Source organism: Mesorhizobium sp. M1C.F.Ca.ET.210.01.1.1 (genome assembly GCF_004791585.1).
Lineage (GTDB): Bacteria > Pseudomonadota > Alphaproteobacteria > Rhizobiales > Rhizobiaceae > Mesorhizobium.
Window position 1 is genome coordinate 45244 of record NZ_SRUU01000034.1, and the last position, 20365, is coordinate 65608.

General features: G+C 59.0%; 23 protein-coding genes and 4 pseudogenes. 16 read left to right on the top strand and 11 right to left on the bottom strand.

What is annotated here, in order from left to right; genetic code table 11:
• Window positions 1–342 precede the first annotated feature (342 nt).
• The 4 genes from EN853_RS27860 to EN853_RS27875 all read left to right on the top strand — a co-directional run bounded on the left by EN853_RS27860 (window position 343) and on the right by EN853_RS27875 (window position 2444).
• On the top strand, window positions 343–546 hold the full coding sequence (locus EN853_RS27860) for a CsbD family protein (RefSeq protein ID WP_127862226.1): 204 nt from the start codon (window positions 343–345) through the stop codon (window positions 544–546).
• Between the two features lie 43 nt (window positions 547–589).
• Window positions 590–931, top strand: coding sequence for a hypothetical protein (locus EN853_RS27865; RefSeq protein WP_127862225.1), 342 nt, complete (start codon window positions 590–592; stop codon window positions 929–931).
• A gap of 89 nt (window positions 932–1020) precedes the next feature.
• On the top strand, window positions 1021–1437 hold the full coding sequence (locus tag EN853_RS27870) for a GFA family protein (protein WP_127862224.1): 417 nt from the start codon (window positions 1021–1023) through the stop codon (window positions 1435–1437).
• Window positions 1431–2444, top strand: coding sequence for an ATP-dependent DNA ligase (locus EN853_RS27875; protein WP_127862223.1), 1014 nt, complete (start codon window positions 1431–1433; stop codon window positions 2442–2444). Before EN853_RS27870 ends, EN853_RS27875 begins: the two co-directional genes overlap by 7 nt.
• Window positions 2445–2575: 131 nt before the next feature.
• Here EN853_RS27875 and EN853_RS27885 read toward each other — a convergent pair whose 3' ends face one another.
• A complete protein-coding gene (locus EN853_RS27885; protein ID WP_245517210.1) occupies window positions 2576–2851 on the bottom strand; it encodes a KTSC domain-containing protein in 276 nt (91 codons plus the stop codon).
• 87 nt (window positions 2852–2938) lie between these two features.
• On the opposite strand from EN853_RS27885, the gene EN853_RS27890 reads away from it, so the two are divergent.
• The gene (locus EN853_RS27890) at window positions 2939–3544 is read left to right on the top strand and encodes an alpha-ketoglutarate-dependent dioxygenase AlkB (protein ID WP_127862221.1); all 606 of its coding nucleotides are present in this window, start codon (window positions 2939–2941) and stop codon (window positions 3542–3544) included.
• 13 nt (window positions 3545–3557) lie between these two features.
• Here the strand turns inward: EN853_RS27890 and EN853_RS27895 are convergent.
• From EN853_RS27895 to EN853_RS34175, 4 genes and pseudogenes are all read right to left on the bottom strand, one after another.
• A pseudogene (locus EN853_RS27895) lies at window positions 3558–4340 on the bottom strand (sorbosone dehydrogenase family protein); the annotation flags it as partial.
• Window positions 4341–4393: 53 nt separating this feature from the next.
• On the bottom strand, window positions 4394–5011 hold the full coding sequence (locus EN853_RS27900; RefSeq protein ID WP_127862220.1) for an NAD(P)H-dependent oxidoreductase: 618 nt from the start codon (window positions 5009–5011) through the stop codon (window positions 4394–4396).
• A 37-nt stretch (window positions 5012–5048) separates the two neighbouring features.
• On the bottom strand, window positions 5049–5330 hold the full coding sequence (locus EN853_RS27905) for a hypothetical protein (protein ID WP_127862219.1): 282 nt from the start codon (window positions 5328–5330) through the stop codon (window positions 5049–5051).
• A gap of 82 nt (window positions 5331–5412) precedes the next feature.
• Window positions 5413–6114, bottom strand: coding sequence for a hypothetical protein (locus EN853_RS34175; RefSeq protein ID WP_168247760.1), 702 nt, complete (start codon window positions 6112–6114; stop codon window positions 5413–5415).
• A 12-nt stretch (window positions 6115–6126) separates the two neighbouring features.
• On the opposite strand from EN853_RS34175, the pseudogene EN853_RS35360 reads away from it, so the two are divergent.
• The 4 genes and pseudogenes from EN853_RS35360 to EN853_RS27930 all read left to right on the top strand — a co-directional run.
• Window positions 6127–6273, top strand: a pseudogene (locus tag EN853_RS35360) (hypothetical protein); the annotation flags it as partial.
• Between the two features lie 136 nt (window positions 6274–6409).
• Window positions 6410–6583, top strand: coding sequence for a hypothetical protein (locus EN853_RS35365; RefSeq protein WP_348631615.1), 174 nt, complete (start codon window positions 6410–6412; stop codon window positions 6581–6583).
• 212 nt (window positions 6584–6795) lie between these two features.
• Window positions 6796–7419: a helix-hairpin-helix domain-containing protein gene (locus EN853_RS27925; RefSeq protein ID WP_348631612.1), complete on the top strand. Its 624-nt coding sequence runs from the start codon at window positions 6796–6798 to the stop codon at window positions 7417–7419.
• 593 nt (window positions 7420–8012) lie between these two features.
• Entirely contained in the window at window positions 8013–9530 is a 1518-nt protein-coding gene (locus EN853_RS27930; RefSeq protein ID WP_127862216.1) for a PAS domain S-box protein, read from the top strand.
• Window positions 9531–9545: 15 nt separating this feature from the next.
• Here the strand turns inward: EN853_RS27930 and EN853_RS27935 are convergent, their stop codons facing one another.
• From EN853_RS27935 to EN853_RS27945, 3 genes are all read right to left on the bottom strand, one after another.
• The gene (locus EN853_RS27935) at window positions 9546–10184 is read right to left on the bottom strand and encodes a hypothetical protein (RefSeq protein WP_127862269.1); all 639 of its coding nucleotides are present in this window, start codon (window positions 10182–10184) and stop codon (window positions 9546–9548) included.
• 294 nt (window positions 10185–10478) lie between these two features.
• The gene (locus tag EN853_RS27940; RefSeq protein ID WP_127862215.1) at window positions 10479–10682 is read right to left on the bottom strand and encodes a hypothetical protein; all 204 of its coding nucleotides are present in this window, start codon (window positions 10680–10682) and stop codon (window positions 10479–10481) included.
• A gap of 163 nt (window positions 10683–10845) precedes the next feature.
• Entirely contained in the window at window positions 10846–11058 is a 213-nt protein-coding gene (locus EN853_RS27945; protein ID WP_245517211.1) for a hypothetical protein, read from the bottom strand.
• 366 nt (window positions 11059–11424) lie between these two features.
• On the opposite strand from EN853_RS27945, the gene EN853_RS27950 reads away from it, so the two are divergent.
• Complete coding sequence (locus tag EN853_RS27950; RefSeq protein ID WP_127862214.1) at window positions 11425–11730, top strand: hypothetical protein; 306 nt, start codon at window positions 11425–11427, stop codon at window positions 11728–11730.
• Window positions 11731–12256: 526 nt separating this feature from the next.
• Window positions 12257–12432: pseudogene (locus EN853_RS27955) on the top strand (IS110 family transposase); the annotation flags it as partial.
• A gap of 158 nt (window positions 12433–12590) precedes the next feature.
• On the opposite strand, the gene EN853_RS27960 reads toward EN853_RS27955, so the two are convergent.
• From EN853_RS27960 to EN853_RS27970, 3 genes are all read right to left on the bottom strand, one after another.
• Window positions 12591–13535: a LysR family transcriptional regulator gene (locus EN853_RS27960; protein WP_167524631.1), complete on the bottom strand. Its 945-nt coding sequence runs from the start codon at window positions 13533–13535 to the stop codon at window positions 12591–12593.
• Window positions 13525–14781, bottom strand: coding sequence for an aminotransferase class I/II-fold pyridoxal phosphate-dependent enzyme (locus EN853_RS27965; protein ID WP_127862212.1), 1257 nt, complete (start codon window positions 14779–14781; stop codon window positions 13525–13527). Before EN853_RS27965 ends, EN853_RS27960 begins: the two co-directional genes overlap by 11 nt.
• 148 nt (window positions 14782–14929) lie before the next feature.
• Entirely contained in the window at window positions 14930–15622 is a 693-nt protein-coding gene (locus EN853_RS27970; protein ID WP_245517212.1) for a response regulator transcription factor, read from the bottom strand.
• A 267-nt stretch (window positions 15623–15889) separates the two neighbouring features.
• On the opposite strand from EN853_RS27970, the gene EN853_RS27975 reads away from it, so the two are divergent.
• The 5 genes and pseudogenes from EN853_RS27975 to EN853_RS28000 all read left to right on the top strand — a co-directional run bounded on the left by EN853_RS27975 (window position 15890) and on the right by EN853_RS28000 (window position 20314).
• Window positions 15890–16810, top strand: a complete 921-nt coding sequence (locus EN853_RS27975) for a nucleotidyltransferase and HEPN domain-containing protein (protein WP_127862210.1) — start codon at window positions 15890–15892, stop codon at window positions 16808–16810.
• A gap of 1063 nt (window positions 16811–17873) precedes the next feature.
• Window positions 17874–18122 carry a hypothetical protein gene (locus tag EN853_RS27980; RefSeq protein WP_127862209.1) on the top strand — a complete coding sequence of 83 codons (249 nt, stop codon included), beginning with the start codon at window positions 17874–17876 and terminating at the stop codon, window positions 18120–18122.
• Between the two features lie 327 nt (window positions 18123–18449).
• Window positions 18450–18662: a hypothetical protein gene (locus EN853_RS27985; RefSeq protein ID WP_127862208.1), complete on the top strand. Its 213-nt coding sequence runs from the start codon at window positions 18450–18452 to the stop codon at window positions 18660–18662.
• Between the two features lie 219 nt (window positions 18663–18881).
• A pseudogene (locus EN853_RS34820) lies at window positions 18882–18965 on the top strand (transcriptional regulator); the annotation flags it as partial.
• Window positions 18966–19183: 218 nt separating this feature from the next.
• Window positions 19184–20314, top strand: a complete 1131-nt coding sequence (locus EN853_RS28000) for a DegT/DnrJ/EryC1/StrS aminotransferase family protein (protein WP_127862267.1) — start codon at window positions 19184–19186, stop codon at window positions 20312–20314.
• The last annotated feature ends 51 nt before the right edge of the window (window positions 20315–20365 follow it).

The following is a 20365-nucleotide window of genomic DNA, read 5'->3' on the forward strand; positions in this document are numbered from 1 at the left end:
AAGATCGGAGAAGAAAAGAACCGCATTGCTAATCCACGAATTCTCAATGCTCGTCGGCAGACTTTGTTGCAGCCTCGCGCCAAGTCCTGGCCATTGCTCCAAATAGTCCGCCGTCGCACAAAGGATAATCCCTCTCGATCTCTCAATTTGGAAGGCCGCCCCGGAGGAGGAATCCGAGGCAGCCAGATCGGATTCTGGCTACCCGTCGTTAGGCGCGGCTTCCACGAGGATGCGGGGACTGCGCGCCATCCAGCAGTATGACACCTAAAGGCTCCCTCGTCGTACCAGGAACCGGGGGGCTGCGCCGCCGTTAGCTTCCAAGCAAACGAAGGAGATCACACTATGGATTGGAACCGCGTCGAAGGAAACTGGAAGCAGGTCAAAGGCAAGGTCAAGGAACAGTGGGGCAAGCTCACCGACGACGACCTCGACCGCATCGCCGGCAAGCGCGACCAGTTGGAAGGCCTGATCCAGGAGCGCTACGGCATCGAGAAGGACCGCGTCCGCCGCGACATCGACGAATGGGCGAGCCGCCAAGGCTGGTAGCGTCGCCCTGCTAGGCAAGTTGTAGCCTCTTCGAGCGCACGCATTGCGGGCGATACGGCTCGCCATCTCCTATGAAAATGCCCGAGAGTTCTCGATCTTTGCCTGCACGCTGGAAGATCTGATACTAGTAAAGCTGCTGGCACATTTCATGGTCGGCGAGATGCTCCCCGGCTTGACTTCGGTGACAACCTACCCTGCTTCAAGACAGGGCTCGATGGCAGTCTGGCTATCAGTCATGGTCAATCCCCGCTGGAAAATGCGTCCGGCAATCGGCTCAAGGTATCGTTCAACCGACGCTGGAAATCACAGTGGAGGAATCGCCCTGATCCTGCGCCATAGGAAACGTCCTGAGATCGGATCGGCGCTGATTGATCTCGAGGCCTGACTGCTCGGGGCCGAGCTAGCGCCCGCATCATGCCGCGATGGCGGCACGAAACCACATTCCCCATGGAACGTTCAAGCAGGATGGATACTATGACGGCTCAGGCTATCGCCCTTGAACGTACCGGCGGATGCCTCTGCGGCAAAATTCGTTATCGCGTCACCGCCGATCCACGTGTCCACTATTGCCATTGCGATATGTGTCGGCGTGCGACCGGTAGCGCCTTCGCGGTTCTTGCCTGGGTTTCGTCCGGCTCTGTCTCCTGGCTTTGTGAAGCGCCTGCCGTGCGTAGATCATCGCCTATCGCCCAGCGAGGTTTCTGTCAGGCTTGCGGTTCTCCGCTCACCCTTTCCTACGATGCCGACCCAGGTCAAATCGCGCTGCATGTCGGAACCTTCGACAAGCCTGAGGAGCTCGAGCCGCACCATAATTACGGCTCCTCGCAACGGCTCGGATGGGTTTGCTGCGGCATCGACCTGCCTCACCGCGATACGGAAGAGCGATGGTAGTAGCGTCCGGCATCGAGTTTCCCTTACCCTTTAGCACGGAGCCAATGGAAGCGCGCATGGCGGAGGCATTGCCGCGGGACGATGGACCTTGGCAGTACGAACCGAAATGGGACGGCTTCCGCTGCCTTGCCTTCAAAGGCGGCAAGTCGGTCGATCTCAGGGCGAAGTCCGGCAAAGCCCTTGGCCGTTATTTTCCCGAACTGACGGCGATGCTCGGTGATCTCGAAACATCGGACTTTGTCGTAGACGGAGAGATCGTCATTGAAGTCGATGGGCGCGCCTCCTTCGATGCGTTGCAGATGCGGCTTCATCCGGCGGAGAGCCGTATTTGGAAGCTCAGCCGGGAGACGCCGGCGCAACTGGTGCTCTTCGATATGCTCGTCGCTCCGGGCGGGCGATCGCTGATGGAACTGCCTTTGCACGATCGGCGCGCCGCAGCGGAGGATTTCATTGCCGGGGCAAAGGCCAAGGCCTTGCGGCTTTCGCCCGCCACCACCAGCCTCGCGACGGCCGAAAAGTGGCTGGAGGGCGCCGGCAATGATGCCACGGACGGTGTCGTTGCCAAACAGCTCGACGATCGCTACAGGCCGGGCGAACGCGCGATGGTGAAGGTGAAACGCCTGCGCACTGCTGACTGCGTAGTCGGCGGGTTCCGTTATCTGAACGGCAAGCGGCAGGTCGGGTCGCTGCTGCTTGGCCTCTATAACGATCGCGGCTTGCTCGACCATGTCGGTTTCACCTCGACCATCGCCAATGATGAGCGGGCGGCGCTGACGGACAAACTCGAACGGCTGCGTGGCGGATCCGGCTTCACCGGCAAGGCGCCGGGCGGGCCGAGCCGCTGGAGCACCGAGCGCAGCGGACAATGGGAACCGGTGAAGCCCGAACTTGTCGTCGAAGTGCGCTTCGACCACATCACCAGCGAGCGCTTCCGGCACGGAACGAAACTCTTGCGCTGGCGGCCGGATAAGGCACCGCGGCAATGCACCTTCGAGCAGATCGAGTGACTGGCGCCTCAATTCTCGAAGAAGGGTGTTTGATCATGCCTTGAACGCGAGCAAGTCCCGCATCCGTGTCCTTTGCGCCGGCGATCGACGTCGAGACAAGCTCCGACGCGATCTGCGAAACGTCGATGTCGTTACCGCCATAGCCCATCACCGAAAGAGGAGTTTGATCGCGCGGCCCCGCGTTCAATGCCGGGGTCCGTGTGTTCCATCAAACGGTATCGATATCGATCGCGCACGAACTCATTGAAGGACCGTCCTTTCGAAGACGCCGCCCTGAAGGCGCTGTAGGTGTCAGGCCCGACATTTTCGTAGTCGTAGCGATACGCCGCTTGGAACGAGCTAAACGGACAGTGTTCTTGTCGATGGATCGTAGTGCATCTTCCGGATGTCGGTGGAGGGCATGCCACCGCAATCCACGCCGCCGCAAGATTCCGCCCTGTTGCGGGCTCTTAAAGTGGCTTGCGATGGCGGCAGAGGTGCCTATCTGAGGCTCCATGACATCAACAACCAGATCAAGAACCGTCGCGCCAGCTCGCCAAGGCGATCTTTTCGCTGCTCCCGACGGCCTGCCAGAAGGATTCCGCTACCAGCCGGAACTGATCACGCAGAACGAAGAAGGCGTCCTGGTCCGCCACATCGCCGACCTGTCCTTCAAGCCGTTCGACTTTCATGGCCACCTCGCCAACAGGCAGGTTATCGGCTTCGGCCTTCGCTACGATTATGAGCGCCGCCAGGTCGTCGAGGCGCCACCTATCCCTCAGTTCCTGATACCTTTGCGCGAGAAAGTTGCTGACTTTGCCGGACAGCCCGCCAGCGCCTTCGCGCAGGTGCTGATCAACGAATACCGGCCGGGCGCCGGGATAGGCTGGCATAGGGACAAGCCTCATTTCGAGCTCGTCGCAGGTGTGTCGCTTCTGGCGCCATGCAGCTTCCGGCTCCGCCGCAAGAACGGCACGCGTTGGGATCGCGAAACGATCGAGGTCGAGCCGAGGTCCGCCTATCTGATGGCCGGCCCCGCCCGGAATGAATGGGAACACAGCATCCCGCCAGTCGCGGAACACCGCTTCTCGGTTACCTTTCGAACGCTGCGTGCAGCTTGAACTTGCAGATTCCTTACGATCCTGGCGCCGCCGCGGTCACTCGCCAGACGGTGTTGCCGACGTCGTCGGCAATCAGCAGCGCTCCGGCTTTGTCGACGGCCACGCCGACCGGCCGGCCCCTCGCCTCGCCCTTGTCATTGAGGAAATCGATAACGACGTCCTGCGCCATGCCCTTGGGGTGGCCGCCGCTGAATGGCACGAACACGACTTTGTAGCCATTGAAGCGATCGCGGTCCCAACTGCCATGCTCGCCGACAAAGGCGCCGCCGCGATAGGATTTCGGCAGATTGGTCGCGGTGTAGAAGGCGAGCCCAAGCGGTGCGACATGCGAACTCAGCGCGTAATCCGGCGGGATGGCTTTCGCCACCATGTCCGGCCGCGGCGGCATCACCGCGGATCGACATGTTGGCCGTAATAGCTGTAGGGCACCAGCCATAGAAAGCGCCGTCCTTCACCGACGTCATGTAGTCGGGCACCAGGTTTGGCCCGAGTTCGTCGCGCTCGTTGACCACTGTCCACAGTGCCTTGCTTTCGGGTTCGAACGAAAGGCCGTTGGGATGCGCAGCCCGCTGGCGAAGATGCGTGAACGGCCGGTGGCGCGGTCGACCTCCCAGATCGCGGCGCGGTCCTTCTCGGCCTGGATGCCGTTTTCGGTGATGTTGCTGTTCGAGCCGACGCCGACATAGAGCAGCGACCCGTCAGGGCTCGCGACAAGGCTCTTGGTCCAATGGTGATCGATCGGCCCTCCGGGCAGTTCGGTCAGTACCTTGCCGGGGGCGGTGATCTTGGTATCGCCCGGGTTATAACACGGCTCATCGAGTGGCAGCCTCGCGGACAGGGAATGATGATTCAGCCTTTACCGACACCCGGATAGATGCTGCCCGCCAACATCTTGGCCAGATGAACCGTGTTGGACGCCGCCATCTCGATTACTTCCGCGACCTTGTCAGGGGTCTTGGGCAGGTCGACATAGTTCACGTCGCCCATCGCTTCTCCTACCCAGTACACGCCGGCGTTGGCAGGCACGGTGAAGCCGACATCGTTCAGTGCCTGATAGCATTCGGCATGGCAGTGATGGGCGCCGTCCTCGTTGCCGACGATGGCGACCACGGCAACCTTGCCGGCCGCCGGCATGCGGCCCTTGTCGTCGGCCTCGTCGAGAAAAGCATCCATCCGTTCCATGACGCGCTTGGCGACACTGCAAGGCTGACCAAGCCAGATCGGGGTGCCGAGAATGAAAATATCGGCGGCAAGGATTTTGCTGCGCAGCTTCGGCCAGTCGTCACCCTTGCCCATGTCGGAAAGAACGCCCGGCTTGATGTCGTGATCCAGAGCCCGAACGATCTCGCCCTTCACGCCGTGACTTTCAAATGCGGAGAATAGATCACTGAGAATCTTCTCGGTCGAGGATTTCTCCTTGTCGTTCGAGGCTTTCAGCGAACAATTGAGGGCGAAGGCGGTAAGCATTCTATTTTTCCTTTTGAATGACGACATCCTTTGAAGGTCAGCCGGAGCGCTTCACGCCCGGCTCTTCATTGAGCGGCTCGGTTTGGCCTAGTGGACCACCTCCAAACACATCGGAGAAATTGACGGTCGCGATCAGATAGCCGGCGGCGTCATAGACTTTCACGCGGGAGCCTGAATGGTCGGCATCTGGAGAAGCGGTGCTCGCTGCCCCCTTCGCCAATTCCACGGCCCTGGGGCTCGCCAGATCGACGCTCGCAAGATCTTCCTTGATCATGTTGGACTGACCGCCGGCGATTACCTCGAACCGAAAACTGGGCATGCTGCTTTCCCTGAAGGAGGCTTCTGCAAGCGTTGGAATTAAAGGTTGGAAGACCGTACAAAGCTCCGGCGTCTCGAAGGGATCATTTGTCCTTCTTGATCGGAAAGGTCGCGTCCCCATCCTTCTTTCCCGAGATGACACGTGGATCAGCGCTTACAACGCCGTCGTTCTTGGCGCCCTTGTGACGTTTCTCGAACTGGGCTTCGGCGTCGCATTCGGGAGCGCGACCCGATTTTGAGGGCGTAATCGATTTGTCTTCCATCGCGCATCGTCCTATTGCTTCGGCGCGGCGGGTTGCGCGGGCTGGACGCCCTGCTGATTGCCGCCGGTGCTTGATTCTGCGGTTGGATCCCTGTCGATTTGCGGGTTCTGGTCTGGCGGCTGGTTGCTTACCGAGTTCGTCTTCGAGCCATCGACGCCGTTGTCGCTGCATCCTGCGATGAGGCCTGCGACCAGTATCAAAGCCAATCGTTTCACGGGTGTATTCCTTTAGCGCTGAACTGTCGCGGCGGGAGAATGTTCCGAAAGAGCGATCGCTGGTCGCCGGCGGATCGGCGCAGCGGCACTTGCCAGCCGCTCTCTTGAGCCGGCGAGACACAAAAGCTGCCGTCGTTGTTTTCAACCGTAATAAGGACTTCAGCGGAGAGTTATTGCCAAGATCGAGGAAGCGACTCTGAGTCATCCCAATTTCAAAAGATGACCCGAAAGCGCTCTGAAAGCATTTGGGCCCACCCTGTTTGGGCATAAGGATGATGCGAACAGAGAAATCACCATCACTGTCCATGCCAATGGGCTGATGACTTGCGTCCAGATGGGAACGATCGAGCTACATGGGTGGGGAGCTCGGATCGAGGATGTCGAAAAGGCCGACCGCGTCGTCTTCGACCTCGACCCCGATGAGGGTCTCGATTTCGAAGCTGTCCGCGCTGCCGCTTTCCAGTTTCGTGATGTTCTGAAATCGTTGGGATTTACGACCTTCCCGATGCTGATGGGAGAAAAGGGCGCATGTGATCGCGCCCCTCACCCCTCAGACCGAGTGGCCGTAAGTGAAAGACTTCGCACATCGCCTCGCTCAAGCGGTGGCTCAAAGCGATCCCGCTCACTTTACGGCCGCGTTGTCGAAAGCGCGCAGAAAAGGTCGCATCTTTGTGGACTATTTGCGCAACCAGCGTGGGGCGACCGCGATCATGCCCTACAGCGCAACGTCCCGACCGGGCGCGCCGGCGCGGGCCCGATCACCTGGGCGGAGATGAAGACGATTGATGCGCCCTCGCATTTCCACGTCGGCGATGCTCCTGAATTGAAGAAACGCGCAGCCAGCAAGTCTCTGGCGGGATGGGGTCGAGCCGACCAGTCATTGCCAAATCTGTAGCCACATACCGCGAAAGGCAGCAAGGCTGGATTAAGGGGTTCGCTGCTTCGGCCTGATTGGAACCTGCGGAGATTGGCCCCGTTTGCCTCGACCATGGCCAAAACCGATCCGCGGACAGTCGCCAGCCTCCTAAGGGAATACGCACATCGCACGTCGCTGCGCGGAGACAATCCCTATCGCACCAAGGCTTACTTGCGCGCGGCCGATAATCTGGCTGCGTTGTCGCAGCCGCTCGATCGGATCATCGCCGCCGGCGCCCTCACGGGAATCCCGGGGATCGGTGACGCGATCGCGGACATTGTGCGCAAGCTCTATGAAACGGGCACGCATCCACGCCTTGAGAAGCTGCGCGAGGAGGTGCCGGCGGGTGTGATGGAGCTGTTTGCCATACCAGGGCTTCGGCCCGACAAGATCCTGAAGCTTCATCAGGCGCTCGGCGTGAATTCGTTGGCTGAGCTCGAAGCCGCGGCAAAGGCAGATCGCATCCGGCCAGTCAAAGGCCTCGGTGCTCCGCTTCAGACGAAAATCCTGCAGAACTGGGCCATCGCGCGAAGTGGCGAAACACAGCTTCACCTACACAAGGCCGGTGCGGACGAAGGACACTCAACGCACCAAGTTGCCCCCTCTTTAGCTGTCTTCGATCGACGATCGACGGGCCTCGCATCGAGCGTCTCGCGCCAGGTGCGCCGCCGCCACTGGTTAGAGCGGTTTTCGTAGCGCGATTTGTCTATCCGGTCACATCCCCCGATCCCCCTGGCGATAACGGGGACAATGCGACTTTTGCACGTTTGGTCGATCGGGTGATGCCGGCGCGTTCTCGGCTCCGCCTATTACCGCGGCCTCCCGTCCTCTTTCTTGGCGAGTCGGTCCAGCAAGGCCCGCAGCTGCTCGGGCAACCACTGCTCAACACGAAAGATCGGAAGCCCACGCAGATGCCGTCGCACTGCCTCGCTCGCAAATTGGCGGCGTAGCAATTCGGCCAGCTTCTCGCGTCGATCTCCGGGCATTGTTCTTGAACTCGGCCCAATCCGACTTGTTCCTGTATCGATCGCCAAAGCTTGAGCCGTCTTGCCTCAAGGTTCTTCGTCTCGTCGGCTGTCGAAGTCGTGCACCCAAGCGAGCAATTACGACCGACGGTCCTAATCATAGTCACGCACGAAGTCCCATTGCGAAACTGCGCAAGGCGCATATTGTCTGGAAGGCCGGGATCGCAATCGTCAGTCCATGAGCTCTAGACGCGGCACTGCGACAACTAGCTGGGTCAAGGACTTGGTCGAACGCCAGTAGAGCCGTCCCGCGGGGATAAAGCCATGCAGCACAGGGCCATGAGTGATGCGGCCATGGGGCGAGGCCAGCGTGAGCAAGCCGACGGCGATATTGTCCGCGAGCAAGCCGTCCTCTTTCGCCTCACCGACCGACTTTACCGAGCCAACGGCCTTGGTGAGATCTACGATGCAGCGCTGGATGCCATATGCGACGCCCTCGGCTCGTCTCGCGCCTCCATCCTGAGATTTGACAAAGATGGCGTCATGAGCTTCGTCGCGTGGCGCTCACTCTCTGAAAAATATCGCAAGGCTGTCAACGGCCACACACCGTGGACAAGCAATGAGCGCGACGCCAAGCCCATCTTTGTCGAGAATATTCGTCTCAGCGGTGAATCTCGGCAACTCATCGACACGGTCCTTGGCGAGGGAATCGAAGCGCTGGCCTTTATCCCGATTGTCAGCTCCCGCGAGCTCATCGGCAAGTTCATGGTCTACTATCCAGCTCCCCATCGCTTCGCCGATCGTGAACGCGAACTTGCGTTGACCATTGCCCGTCAGCTCGGGTTTGCGATCGAACGGGAGCGGGCGGAAACCACTGCGGCGCGACTGAGCGCGCTCGTCGAATCCTCGGATGACGCAATCATCGCGACCGATATGGATGGCAGCATCACGGACTGGAACAACGGCGCCGAGCGACTCTACGGCTATAGCCGAAACGAAATTATCGGACGTCCGCTCACGTTGCTGATACCACCCGATCGCCAGAAGGAGGATCGGGAGATGCTGGCGCGCATTCGAAATGGAGAGCATGTCGAGCATTTCGAGACCGTTCGCCTGCGCAAGGATGGCAGTATCGTTCCCATCTCTTTGACCGTTTCCCCAATCGCGGACGCGTCTGGCGCAATTGTCGGTGTCTCCAAAATCGCCCGTGGCATCTCCGAGCGGCTACGCGCGCAAGAGCAACGGGAGCTGCTGCTTCGCGAGATGGACCATCGCGTGAAGAACCTTTTCGCCATCACAAGCAGCATTATCAAGTTGAGCGCGCCAGCCGCTGAAACGCCGGCGGAACTCGCCTCGATCGTGTCCGACCGTCTCGGTGCCTTGGCGCGGGCGCATGCGCTGACGATGCTAACGTCAATCAGGAGCCCTGCTCAGGACGCTACGAGCCTACACGGATTGATCGCCGCGATCCTTGCGCCATACCGCCATGTGACTGATGAGCTCCCCCACTTCGCTATCAGAGGCATCGATATCCCCGTGCCCGCGGCACTGATTACGCCACTTTCCCTCCTGCTGCACGAATTCGCCACCAACGCTGCCAAACATGGCAGCCTCTCGGCGGCCACCGGCTCGATAGAGATCGCTTGCTCCAATCGGGACGGTAAGGTGACTGTCCACTGGCGAGAGGTAGGAGGACCACCTCCGGTCGCAACCGAAGACGAAGGTTTCGGAAGCCGCTTGATCCGCGCCGCCGCGAGTGAGCTTGGCGGAATCGTGCGAAATTGGGATCCCGCCGGGGTTGTTCTTGAGCTCACGATCAATATTGAAAGATTCTCGGCCTGATGCCCGAGCCGCTTGTCAGCGCAGCAGCCCATCGCTCTCAAAATCTTCCCAACCGCGCAGTTTGGCCTTCGAGCTTTCGTCTGGGCCATTCCTGGCTGAATTGGGAGCCTCAAGATCCCTCTTCCGCGCGCGCTTTAGGGCGGCCTTTGTCGCGGCGCGCCGACGGTTCTCTGCGGCCGTCGCTGCGTCCTCTTCGCGCCAGACGGTGACTAGGTCGCGGTCCAGCACATCTTCGATGTAGCGCGGATCGAAGACGTGAAAGGTGATCTTCCTGGCGCGGCCGCGAAGTTTGACCGTTCGCGTTCCGCCGCTCTGCAAACGACCGTCCTTCAGCCAGCGGTGCCTCTCACCCTGCTTGATCGTCAGGATGTCCTCGACCTCGCGCGGAATCACCGGCAAGTCTTCGATGTCGTGCATGGCCTCGGACACGATCGCCGAAGCCCGCTGAACATCCGCATCGGAGCCCTCTGGCAGGCGCAGAGTAAGCACCCTGGATTCGATGTGAAGGAGCATTCGCAGAGGCGCAGGGAGGCGAGCCCGGATCTCGAGGAAAATACTCCTCGCCCTTATCGATGATCCAAGCGTTGCCGCAGAAGACAGCGGCCACTCGGCAATCAGCTTGCCAGCTGGGGGATTTTTTCGACGGCCGGGCATGGCCTGTAGATTGGTCTCCGATCCAGTGCGTTTCAATATGGCGATGTTGGGGAGAGCCTGGCTGGCTTGCGCTCCTGCTTTTCCATAAATGTCGAGTTCCAGTTGCGGGGCGCTGGACAACCAGTTCCAGAGAAGTTGAACCCGGCGCCAGTGCCTTGCGTTTGGTTCATGGGGCCACTCAGGAAGAGAAATGTGACCCGGATCGCGACCTTCATCGTGAATTTCCGAGCGTATTTTCTAAAAGGGGAATTTCATTGAGATGGTGATCCTCGCAAAGATGGGGTCGCCGCATCGTCATGCGTGAATGCGCCTTGCGGCGATCAGGGCGGCTTTCATATCATCTGGATCGTCTATCCCGCTGTCGAAAAGCACCATGATAAGCCGCGCGACTTCCTCGCGCTCGGCGCCTACCGGAATGCGCCAGGCCTGGCAATGGTCGTTCAATGCCGCAGCCAGCATGTCCAGATCTTCCGAGCTGATATAGGTGGGGAGACGCATGGCGCTTTCCTCCTCAACGTGGGGCGAAAGCGTGATCTACTCTTCCAAGCGTCCGCGTGCCTTAGACCGGGGGCGGACGACTGGGGTATTTTACGCCACCTACAAATCCGGCGCTATTAAAAATGATGTACGTGGGACAAAGCCCGCCGCCGGGGGGTTGTGCCTAGCGTGGCAGCTTCTTCAGAAAATAGGCCTCCCGAACCAGCGAATTCCAGTCGGTCCCGATCAACTTGATCAGCTCGCGAGCCTGCTCTTTTGTAACCCCAGCCTCTCGGACCAGGCGATCAGCCAGCACCTCGATGGCTCCCTCATGGAGTCCTAGTTTGTCGTGTTCGCCGTTCATGCAAACAAACGATCGAAAGGCTTGCATGTTCATCTTTTGCGCCACGGTTCCATACAAATTTACAGTTTTCGGACGGCGCTGCTGGTGACAAATGTCGGCGGGTTATCGAGGGCGGCGGTCATGCCTCTCTCAGACGATGGCGATGTGGTTTATCCCGCTGATCTGGACTTGCTTCAGCGGGTGTTTGACAGGCTGTGCGCCTAGCGCCGGCTAGCGCTCAATGATAGAGAGCAAAGAGAAGCCCTGGCACGGGATGTGATCCGCCTTTTCTGGATGGCATAACGGAAGAAGACGCTTTGTGGCGGTCTCTTTCAAAGCAGCGCACGGCCAGCGCATAGAGACAACCCGAAAATATTAGCACCAGCTTGACGAAGCCATCGGCCGCCCCATCCTCAAAGTATGGCGAAGGGCATAAAGGTGGGCGATGAGGTCGCTGTCACTGCGACAGTCCGCAGGCGCGTCACGGAGGATCGCATCAGCGTCTCGATCCCGAGCTGTGCCTTCCCGCATTCGATCATCGACAGGGCATCGAAGGTAAAGAAGGGCCAGCCGATCGAGCTTGTCGGCGAAGTCAGGCATATCGACGGCGAATGGGTCACCGTAAACCTCGGCGTTCCGGTGACGGTCAACATGGACACGCTCAGGCTGGTAACGTCCTATGTGCCGCCGAAACGGAAGGCGCTGCTGAGGGATAAACCGCCGTAGCGGCACATCCGATTTGAGTGCCAAGGAACACAGCCATTTTGCCAAGTTAGAGGTCATGCCTGACCGGTCTAGAATCTGGCCAGCCGGCGAAAATGAACCGCGGCATTTTTTGCCGGTTAGGCCCGGCGGCCGAACCCGAGCCACCCAGCCCCGGGCGCCGGGCCGCTCACGGCCAAAGCGCGCCTCGCGTGCTGGCGCTTTTCGCTGGCCCACCTTGCGGTTGCCGATAAAGGCATCTTCGCGGGCACGTCCTCAGGTGCAGTGCTGTGGGTCGCCACGCAGCGGCTGGTTCGCCAACCCATTTCCTTCGTATTCTCTCGTATGGTCTGGCGAACCTAACGACGACAAACGAGATTAACTACTAGCTTCGAGATATCGACGCTATGGCTCGGGTCGCCAGGAACTTCCTCCTGGTGAATGACCGAAATGGGGCCGAAAACAGATGAGGTGGATGGCTCCCGCTCCCGGCATCTGAGTGCCACAGTGGGTTTGCTGTCAGGCAACCCGAGCAAAGGAGCCATCCGCCATGCAGATTACCACCGTGGGCCCTGATCTGGCCAAGCGCATTTTTCAAGTTCACGCCGTCGACGCGTCTGGAGACGTTGTTGTGCGCAAGGCACTGTGCCGATCGCAAGTTCTGCCGTCTTCGCCAAGTTATCGCGCTGCCTGATCGGGATCGAGGCCTGCGGGACGTCACATCACTGAGCTCGAAAACTGACGATCGGCCATGAGGTCCGCTTGATGTCGTTCGGGCCGCTTCTGACAGAAAAGACTCGCTTCACGAACTAGCGCAGGTGGCGGCGCCGCCGTCCTTTACGCACTTCCGGACGGAAATCTGTGTGCGAGCGGCTGGAACAGGGCTAACGAAAGCGTGCGCTTTGCGAGTATTCCGGACTCGGAATCGCATTCGCCTTCTTTCTGGCAAGGCCGATCAGCCGCAAAACGGCACGTTTCGGATTCGTTTCAAGCCAGAGAGCTTTGATCGGACAGAGACTGTTGTGGCCGTTAAGGGGTTTCCACGCCGTTGCATCAATGGCGACAGTTTGAGCGAAGCTCTCCCCTGCCAATGTTATGCCTTGGCCTAGCTGTACATTGAAGATGACGGTCGCTTGGCCAGCTTGGCATATGTTGACAGTTGGGCGGCACCCGTCGGTGACGATGCCTTCCAGCATGGGGAAATCCAGCAGCGGTCCGCTCGTCCCGACCGGCACGAGCAATGGCATCCCCGCAAGATCTGCCCATGTGACCGCCCGCTTTTCGGCAAGCGGATGACCAGCAGGTACTAGAACGAAGATACGCTCCTGCCAGAACATCTCGGCGCGGCACGACGTGGGGGTGCCGAGCCCTGACGCAAAGACGATGTCGAAGCGCCGACGGCGTATGGCCGTCAGGCATTGTTCGCGCGGAACATCCTCAATTGCCAAACTGACATCTGGGCAGGATTTGCGGAAGCGATCGAAAAGGCGCTTCAGGAATTCCCCTCCCCCCACCGCGCACAGCCCAATGCGAACCGTCTTTGCGTCGCTGTTGTCGCGGGCGGTGTCCCGGAAAGCTTCCTGCAAACCTTCGAAATGGCTCCGTACGACCTCGGTCCAGGCTCGCCCTGCCTGTGTCAAACGAACGCCGCGAACGTCGCGATCGAACAGCTGCATCTCCAGAAGCTGTTCGAGTTTAACGACGTTGCGACTTACACTGGATTCACCGACTCCGAGCTTTCTGGCCGCTTGCCTCAAGCTGCCATACTCAACAGCCGCAAAGACATACGTCAGCAGCCTCAGCGCGTTGCCGTAAATCTCATGGCTCATGGGCTTTGCGGATATCATCCCGGACCATGTCGATTTCAGAGCAAAGCGACCGGATCTGTTCCTCGGAATGGCCCGCGGTCAGACAGACGCGCAAGCCCGCCTGTCCGCGCGCTACGGTCGGAAAGAAGATAGCCGACGCATAGAAGCCTTTTTGCAGAAGGACCCTGGCGGCTGCGACCGCCATCAATTCATCGCCAAGGTGAACCGTGCGGATCGGAAGCGGCTTTCCGCTTTGCGCGGTAGGCATGAGCGCGTCGAAGAGGGCAATCCGCTTCTGCAAGACTGCCTGCAGTCGAGCGAGCTCATCCGTGCGGTGCAGTCTCGCCGAGGCAAGTGCTGCTCCGATCGAGGCAGTATTGATCGACGCCGAGAACGCATGAGCCACCGCGAATCTGCGAAACAGGTTCTCCTGGTGGACCGTCCCGAGCATCAACATGCCGCCCGAAGCGCCGAAGCCCTTGCCAAGGGACGCAGCGACAATGGTCCGGCTGCCTAGCTCGTCCATCTGCGACCTGGCGAAGCCTTGCCCCTTGTCGCCAAACAACGAAATGCCATGCGCATCGTCAATGTAGAGAAAGAGGCCGTATTTTTCCTGGAGGCGGCGCAGTTCCTCTATCGGAGCACTGCCACCCATAGAATAAACACCATCGCAGATGTAGGCGACCGCCTCGTTTTTGAGGCAGAGCCGCTCCAGGCCAGCGAGATCATTGTGCGCCAATGTCTCCACCCGCGTCTCGCTGGCGATAGTGCCCTTGTGGTAGGCGAGCGTGGCGTGAGCGAGCCGATCGAATACCATGACTGGCTTGTAGCCACCGGTGAGATGTCCAGAGGCAATCAATGGCAGGGCACTCATATTAGCGGCAAGCACCGTGGTGTAGGTGATGACCTTTGCGTTGAAGAGATCGGAGAGCGATGCTTCCAATTCGCCCAGGCTGGCGAAATTCAACCGGGTACGAGCACATGACCAATGCAGCGTACCCGAGCTTCGGACAGCGTCGGCCGCGCCGGCGACAATGGCCGGATGGTTGTCCAGGCCGAGATAGGAGCAGCGAACAAAGTCGACGATCTGGCGACCGTCGTAGTTCAAGATGACTGTCCGGCCCTCGGAAGGACGGACATAGAGCGCCATGACACCCTGATAGTGAGCGGCCTCGAAATGCGTGTCGGCGGCCTCGATAAGACTAGCCGTGTTTCGGAAGGCTGCATGCGTCCGCCCAGAAGGATAACCGGGAATTCGATCTCTCATAAATTAAGCTCCGAACTGTCGAATGACAGTCCGAAGCGTGAATTTGCCGCGCGCCTTCCTCAACGAAGGCAAAGACAATTCTCTTAGAAATTCCGGCCGACCGAACGTTGCAACTTCATGCGACGGTGAATAGACGCAAAGCTTTCGTTCATTCGAACTCGACCGCATATCCACTCGATCGGACAGTGCGGATAATAGGCCGGCCGGTCATTTGCTCGAGCAGCCGGCGCAAGCGCCCGACGTGGACATCGACCGTTCGGGGCTGGACGATATAGTTGGGTGGCCACGCGGCGCTGATAAGTTCGGACCGGCTGAAGACGCGGCCTGGCGCCTGGAGCAGGAGGCTCAGAAGTCTGAACTCAGTGGGGCTGAGTTGAACCTCCTTGGAACCGTGCCTCACAAGACGCCTGCCCGTCTCGAGACTGAATTCCCACACATCGAAAATGCCCGTTTCTCCCCGCGCTTTCGGGGCCTTACCTCCCGAAACGACCGAGTGCAGGTATGCCAAGATCTTGCCAGGCGATGTCGGTCGGACGAATGTTTCGTCCACTCCTGCCCTCAGCAGGTCCAGATGGTGTTGTTCATTCCCACCCGGCATCAGGGTTAGCAGGCGAACGTGCGCCATTGCCTGGTTGGCCTTGATCAGACCGCACATTTCCAACGCGCGCTCGAAACTGTTTTCGGTATCGAGAAGGATCGCCACCACCGATGGCTGCGCCGCCAGTTGTTCCAGATTCTCATCGCCTGCCAGCACAGACTTGAAGCCCTCGGTGGCAAGGATGTGACTGAACAGAAGATAAAGGTCGGGACTCTGTGACCAGAAAAGAACCGAAGGCTTCATGCAGGATGCCCCTCCCGACTGAATGATCATGCTTAATCCGCCATTTGTTGCGTCAAAAAATATGGCTAGGACCCGGGCAGGTTGCGCAAAAACCCCCATAATCTTCGTACTACGCGCAAACCTTCACACTTTCTCCTAGATGTGTCTAGTAAGTCTGCTACTTTTTGTTGCAACAAATATGTTGATCGACCCTGCCGGATACGGCAATCTGTGGATTCGAGGCTTTGTCTCGGTTATGCATGCCCGATGGACGACCGACCCTTGCTTATGAAATCCAGCATCGACCACCTGCCGCCGCTGAAGCAGCGCGAGCTCGCGCGGACCATGGAAGTGCTGATCGAGGAATTCGAGGACGCGCTGAAGGGCGGGACAGCGGATTTCAAGAAGCGCGGGCGCATACTCAAATTCATTCTTTTCGGATCTTACGCCCGCGGCAGCTGGGTCGACGAGCCGCATACCAGGAAGGGATATCGATCAGATTTCGATCTGCTGGTCGTGGTCAACAACCGCAAGCTGACGGATTTCGCGACCTACTGGCGCACAGCGGCAGATCGTCTGATGCGCGAGGTGAACACCCCTGTCAGCTTCATCGTGCACTCGCGCCGGGAGGTGAACACAGCGCTCAAGGAGGGCCAGTATTTCTTCGTCGACATCCGCCGCGAAGGGATCGTGCTCTATGAGCTTGACGATGAACCGCTGGCAAATCCTGCTCCCGCTGGCCCGGCGGACGCTCTCCGGGCAGCAACGGATTACTTCGCAGACCGTCTCCCTCACGCAAGAACGTTCGCTGAGGGCGCCGAGTTTTTCACGCACAAAGGCAAGTCCAAGGAAGCTGCGTTCCTGCTTCATCAGTCGATCGAACAAGCTTACGCAACCTTGCTGCTCGTTTTGACGAACTACAGCCCACCGTCCCACAACATCAAATTCCTCCGAGGGCTCGCGGAGGATCAGGCGCAGCATCTAGCGGAAGTGTGGCCCCGCGATCACCAGCGCTTCGTGGCTTGGTTCAACATCATCAACGAGGCCTATGTGAAGGCGCGCTATTCGCGGCACTTCGAGATCACCAAGGAGGCCCTCAGTTGGCTTTCCGAACGCGTCGCCGAACTGATAGACCGGATCGAAAAGATCTGCCGATCGCAGCTTGAGAGGCTGAATGATGAAGCCGAAAAGGCTGCGCGGCGGTCGTAGGAGATGATGCCTACCATTCTCCGAGCCTCCGCGCAGCTGTCTGTCAACGCTGCCGAGGTTTGCCCATAAATTTTCCGGCGGGACTTGAGCTGGAGAAATGAGCAATCAACATACGAAACAGCGGCTTTGCGCCGATCTCGGTCATTCGGGTCAGTTCGCTTGAAAGCGGACATTGAGGCGACCAAGTGGGCGTGCGGTTGCGCCCATAACCCGTCCGTCACGTGGCGTCCGCAGACGTCGGGGGCCCGGATACCCTGGTCGCGTCAGACAATCCAGCATCATCCTTGGCAATGTCCCTGCCCATGGTTACGGCTCGGAACCGTCTGCCGCGGGCAAGGACTAGTTTTGGACGACGAAAAATCGTGGGCAGCGATAGCCCACCGTTGGAGCGAAAGGCACGATGCCTCGCCGAAAAGTGAATTGGGCCGCCGGATCGACGCCGCGGCGTGGGCAGCGTTCTTAATCTGGGTCGGAGTGCCGATCCTGGCCAACGTCGGATGGGGATGGTTTCTCGCTGGCCTCGGTATCATCGTTCTCGTAGCTCTGGCGGCCTTGCGGATTGCAGGTTAGAGGATCGACGCCTTTTGGCTCATTGGCGCGGCCGTGCTCCTTATCGCGGGCATGTGGGGATCTGCAACTTGCAGTAGCCTCTGGCACCGCTTCCCTTCTTTGGCGGGCGTTCTTCAGCAGGCCGTAATCAACGTCTGAGGGACCGCATACTGCTCATTGGGCCGCGCGGAAGTACGGAGGATGGAGATGATAGTTCTCTCGGTCTGCGCATACAACGATGCCAACTCGTCTTGTCACGCCATTCTGGAGCGCTTCAGTGCTTGTCTGAGCGAAGCTGGCATACGAATGGAGTGGTTGATCTATATACGATAGGCTTTGATACGGTCCTTCTCTCGGATGACCGGCCAAACTGGAACGACGACAGCGTCCCTGATGAATTTATTGGTGAATTAGAAGGTCGAAGAGTCGTTATTGAAGTCGGGCCCACTCAAGCAGTTCTTGGCGCTGGATCACTTGGGCCAGCTTGCGGTACGACACGCGAAGGAGGAGGAACATGAGAAAGGCAATACTGACGATTCTGACCATTTTGATTGTAAGCGCCATGACCTTTCCGCAACCGGCTATGGCCAAGGGAAAGGGCTTCAGGAAGCAGATGCGGGAAGCAGCCGACGAAGCGGCCATAGCAAACGGGACCGCCACTCCCGAGCAAAAGGCAAGGGACGCCAAGCGCAAGAAGAGACAAGCCGAGCTTAATGCTATCCGTGCCAAATTGCACTCTGGCAACGACCCAAACAAAGACTGATGTCCTGGCTGCTCTTCTGCCCAAGGCATCATCGCATCATCGAACCAACGATGTGCTGGTAGGAAGACGCGGATGGCAACTTCGTCGAGCAACTCCTGACGACCGGGTTCGAAGCACGCGTCTGGGAACTATACCCGTTCGCCCCCTCCACAGAGCTCGGCTACGAGAATGGTTGCATCCATGCGCCGACTTCTGCCGCGCGAGTCGGTTCGGCGAATTCAACGTGCAGGCCAGTGGCCGCCAATCCGACTCCGACATCAAGGCAGGGTCGTTCCCGAGCCGCCGCTGGAAACAGCTGAGTAGCAGATCGCCCATCTCAAGGACCAAATGCCGGTCAAGTTCGCTCGCCCGCTGACCGGCAGGCTCAAGAAGGAGTCCTGGGAGAAGGAACACGTGGCAGACCGACAGTTGCTCTTCGCGATTCAGGACTTTTCGTTTCCGGCTTATATGACCAAGACCAGCAGTGCGCTCCACCGCTACCATCAATACAGCGTTGGACGCCCCTCCTGGTTTGCGGTTTGGCAAGCGCTTGAGGGATAAAGCTCTTTTCCCATCGTCAAGGCAGACGACGTAGTCGGGAAACACCGACCGCTTCGGGTTGGCTGCAGAAGGCCAGCATGAGATCGAAGCTGCTGGACCTCGAGAGTGAAAAGGAAAATCTAGCGCGAGAGCTTCAGGCGCGATGGCAGCTCTGAAAACATCGTGGAGTTTCGCCCGGCGGCGGTCGAGGCTTAACGCCGGAAAGTGTCGGAGACGCGGGACTATCCGACGGTGGCACCAAACTATGCGGCTCACCGATCGGCACTGGCGAACTCCTCCGGGCTCGGCCGGAAAGCCTCGCCAAGGACGGGCGTCAAAAAGGCTGAGAAAGACGACGCTAAAGTCCCCGGTGCTCGCCGATGCCAGTGGCGCTGTCTTCAGGCGTCGCAACCTGTCGACTTCTGCAACGCGGTCCTCTCGGGAAGAGCCTGTGTAAAAAATAGGCAGCTTCGACTAACTTGTTGAGCCCTTTATCCTTTGGCGCTAGGCTAAGAGTCGAAATGCGCGGGGGCCTTATCTTGATGAAAAGCGCAATTTTCCCGGACACGTTCGACAAAACTTGTACAGAGCCCACTCCTGTCTATCGGCCGTATTTGGCCGGGAACGAATCAAGGTACGTCAACAATTGTCTGGACTCCGGCTGGATTTCATCCCGCGGGGAGTTCGTTTCCCGGTTCGAAGTCGCGTTCGCGGAATTTGTCGGAGTGAACGAGGCGACAAGCGTCGCCAACGGAACCGTTGCGATTCATTTGGCGCTTGATGCGTTAGGGATAGGGCCGGGCGACGAAGTGATAGTGCCCACTTTGACTTACATAGCCACTGTGAACACGATCCTACAAACTGGGGCGAAGCCGGTTTTCGTGGATTCGGTTGAAGATACGCTGCAGATGGACCCTGTAGCAGTGGAACTGGCCGTAACACCCCAAACCAAGGCGATAATGGCTGTCCATCTATACGGGCACCCATGTGACCTGACATCGATCCTCGCCGCCTGCCGGAAGTATGATCTTTTGCTGATTGAAGACTGCGCAGAGGCGTTCGGCACCAAATGGAACGGGCGCCATGTCGGAACGTTCGGCCACGCTGCTACCTTCAGCTTCTTCGGCAATAAAACCATCACAACGGGCGAGGGCGGCATGGTGGCGACGTGCGACCCTGAGATTATGAGACGATGCCGCAGACTCAAAAACCAAGGGGTCTCATCCACTCGTGAGTATTGGCACGATATCCTAGCTTACAACTACCGGATGACGAATATCCAAGCGGCAATCGGACTGGCCCAGCTCGAAATGGCGCACGAGATTCTCGCTCTAAAGGCTGAAGTTGCACGTGCCTATCGTGTTGGATTGGTTGGCCTTCCACTGCGGACTCACGAGCCGAAAGGGGACGTAACGCACTCCTATTGGATGTGCTCAGCGATTGTGGAGCGCCCTCAAGATCGTGACCCCCTGAGAATGTATCTCGCAGAACATGGGATCGAAACCCGGCCATTTTTCGCGCAGGCCCACACGATGCCTCATTGCCGGGCAGAAGGGGAGTTTCCGGTGTCAGCGAGTTTGAGCGCCCGCGGCATCAATCTCCCGAGTTACCCCGGATTGGGCCAGGAGCAGATCAGCAGGATTTGCGCTGCGATTCGCTCCTTTTGGAGGTAATCTCTCCCCAAGATTCTGTTCGTGCGCGCCGCCTGAGGATAATTTGTGAAC

What these genes read in the sequence shown, in the direction of transcription:
- EN853_RS34175 (WP_168247760.1), bottom strand. Translation starts at nt 6,114, where the DNA reads ATGGACAGTGATGGTGATTTCTCTGTTCGCATCATCCTTATGCCCAAA.
- EN853_RS27860 (WP_127862226.1), top strand. Translation starts at nt 343, where the DNA reads ATGGATTGGAACCGCGTCGAAGGAAACTGGAAGCAGGTCAAAGGCAAG.
- EN853_RS27970 (WP_245517212.1), bottom strand. Translation starts at nt 15,622, where the DNA reads ATGAAGCCTTCGGTTCTTTTCTGGTCACAGAGTCCCGACCTTTATCTT.
- EN853_RS27980 (WP_127862209.1), top strand. Translation starts at nt 17,874, where the DNA reads ATGAGAAAGGCAATACTGACGATTCTGACCATTTTGATTGTAAGCGCC.
- EN853_RS27950 (WP_127862214.1), top strand. Translation starts at nt 11,425, where the DNA reads ATGGCGAAGGGCATAAAGGTGGGCGATGAGGTCGCTGTCACTGCGACA.
- EN853_RS27875 (WP_127862223.1), top strand. Translation starts at nt 1,431, where the DNA reads ATGGTAGTAGCGTCCGGCATCGAGTTTCCCTTACCCTTTAGCACGGAG.
- EN853_RS27960 (WP_167524631.1), bottom strand. Translation starts at nt 13,535, where the DNA reads ATGAGCCATGAGATTTACGGCAACGCGCTGAGGCTGCTGACGTATGTC.
- EN853_RS27870 (WP_127862224.1), top strand. Translation starts at nt 1,021, where the DNA reads ATGACGGCTCAGGCTATCGCCCTTGAACGTACCGGCGGATGCCTCTGC.
- EN853_RS27890 (WP_127862221.1), top strand. Translation starts at nt 2,939, where the DNA reads ATGACATCAACAACCAGATCAAGAACCGTCGCGCCAGCTCGCCAAGGC.
- EN853_RS27905 (WP_127862219.1), bottom strand. Translation starts at nt 5,330, where the DNA reads ATGCCCAGTTTTCGGTTCGAGGTAATCGCCGGCGGTCAGTCCAACATG.
- EN853_RS27965 (WP_127862212.1), bottom strand. Translation starts at nt 14,781, where the DNA reads ATGAGAGATCGAATTCCCGGTTATCCTTCTGGGCGGACGCATGCAGCC.
- EN853_RS27900 (WP_127862220.1), bottom strand. Translation starts at nt 5,011, where the DNA reads ATGCTTACCGCCTTCGCCCTCAATTGTTCGCTGAAAGCCTCGAACGAC.
- EN853_RS27940 (WP_127862215.1), bottom strand. Translation starts at nt 10,682, where the DNA reads ATGCGTCTCCCCACCTATATCAGCTCGGAAGATCTGGACATGCTGGCT.
- EN853_RS27930 (WP_127862216.1), top strand. Translation starts at nt 8,013, where the DNA reads ATGCAGCACAGGGCCATGAGTGATGCGGCCATGGGGCGAGGCCAGCGT.
- EN853_RS27985 (WP_127862208.1), top strand. Translation starts at nt 18,450, where the DNA reads ATGCCGGTCAAGTTCGCTCGCCCGCTGACCGGCAGGCTCAAGAAGGAG.
- EN853_RS27945 (WP_245517211.1), bottom strand. Translation starts at nt 11,058, where the DNA reads ATGAACATGCAAGCCTTTCGATCGTTTGTTTGCATGAACGGCGAACAC.
- EN853_RS27975 (WP_127862210.1), top strand. Translation starts at nt 15,890, where the DNA reads ATGAAATCCAGCATCGACCACCTGCCGCCGCTGAAGCAGCGCGAGCTC.
- EN853_RS27925 (WP_348631612.1), top strand. Translation starts at nt 6,796, where the DNA reads ATGGCCAAAACCGATCCGCGGACAGTCGCCAGCCTCCTAAGGGAATAC.
- EN853_RS28000 (WP_127862267.1), top strand. Translation starts at nt 19,184, where the DNA reads ATGAAAAGCGCAATTTTCCCGGACACGTTCGACAAAACTTGTACAGAG.
- EN853_RS27935 (WP_127862269.1), bottom strand. Translation starts at nt 10,184, where the DNA reads ATGCCCGGCCGTCGAAAAAATCCCCCAGCTGGCAAGCTGATTGCCGAG.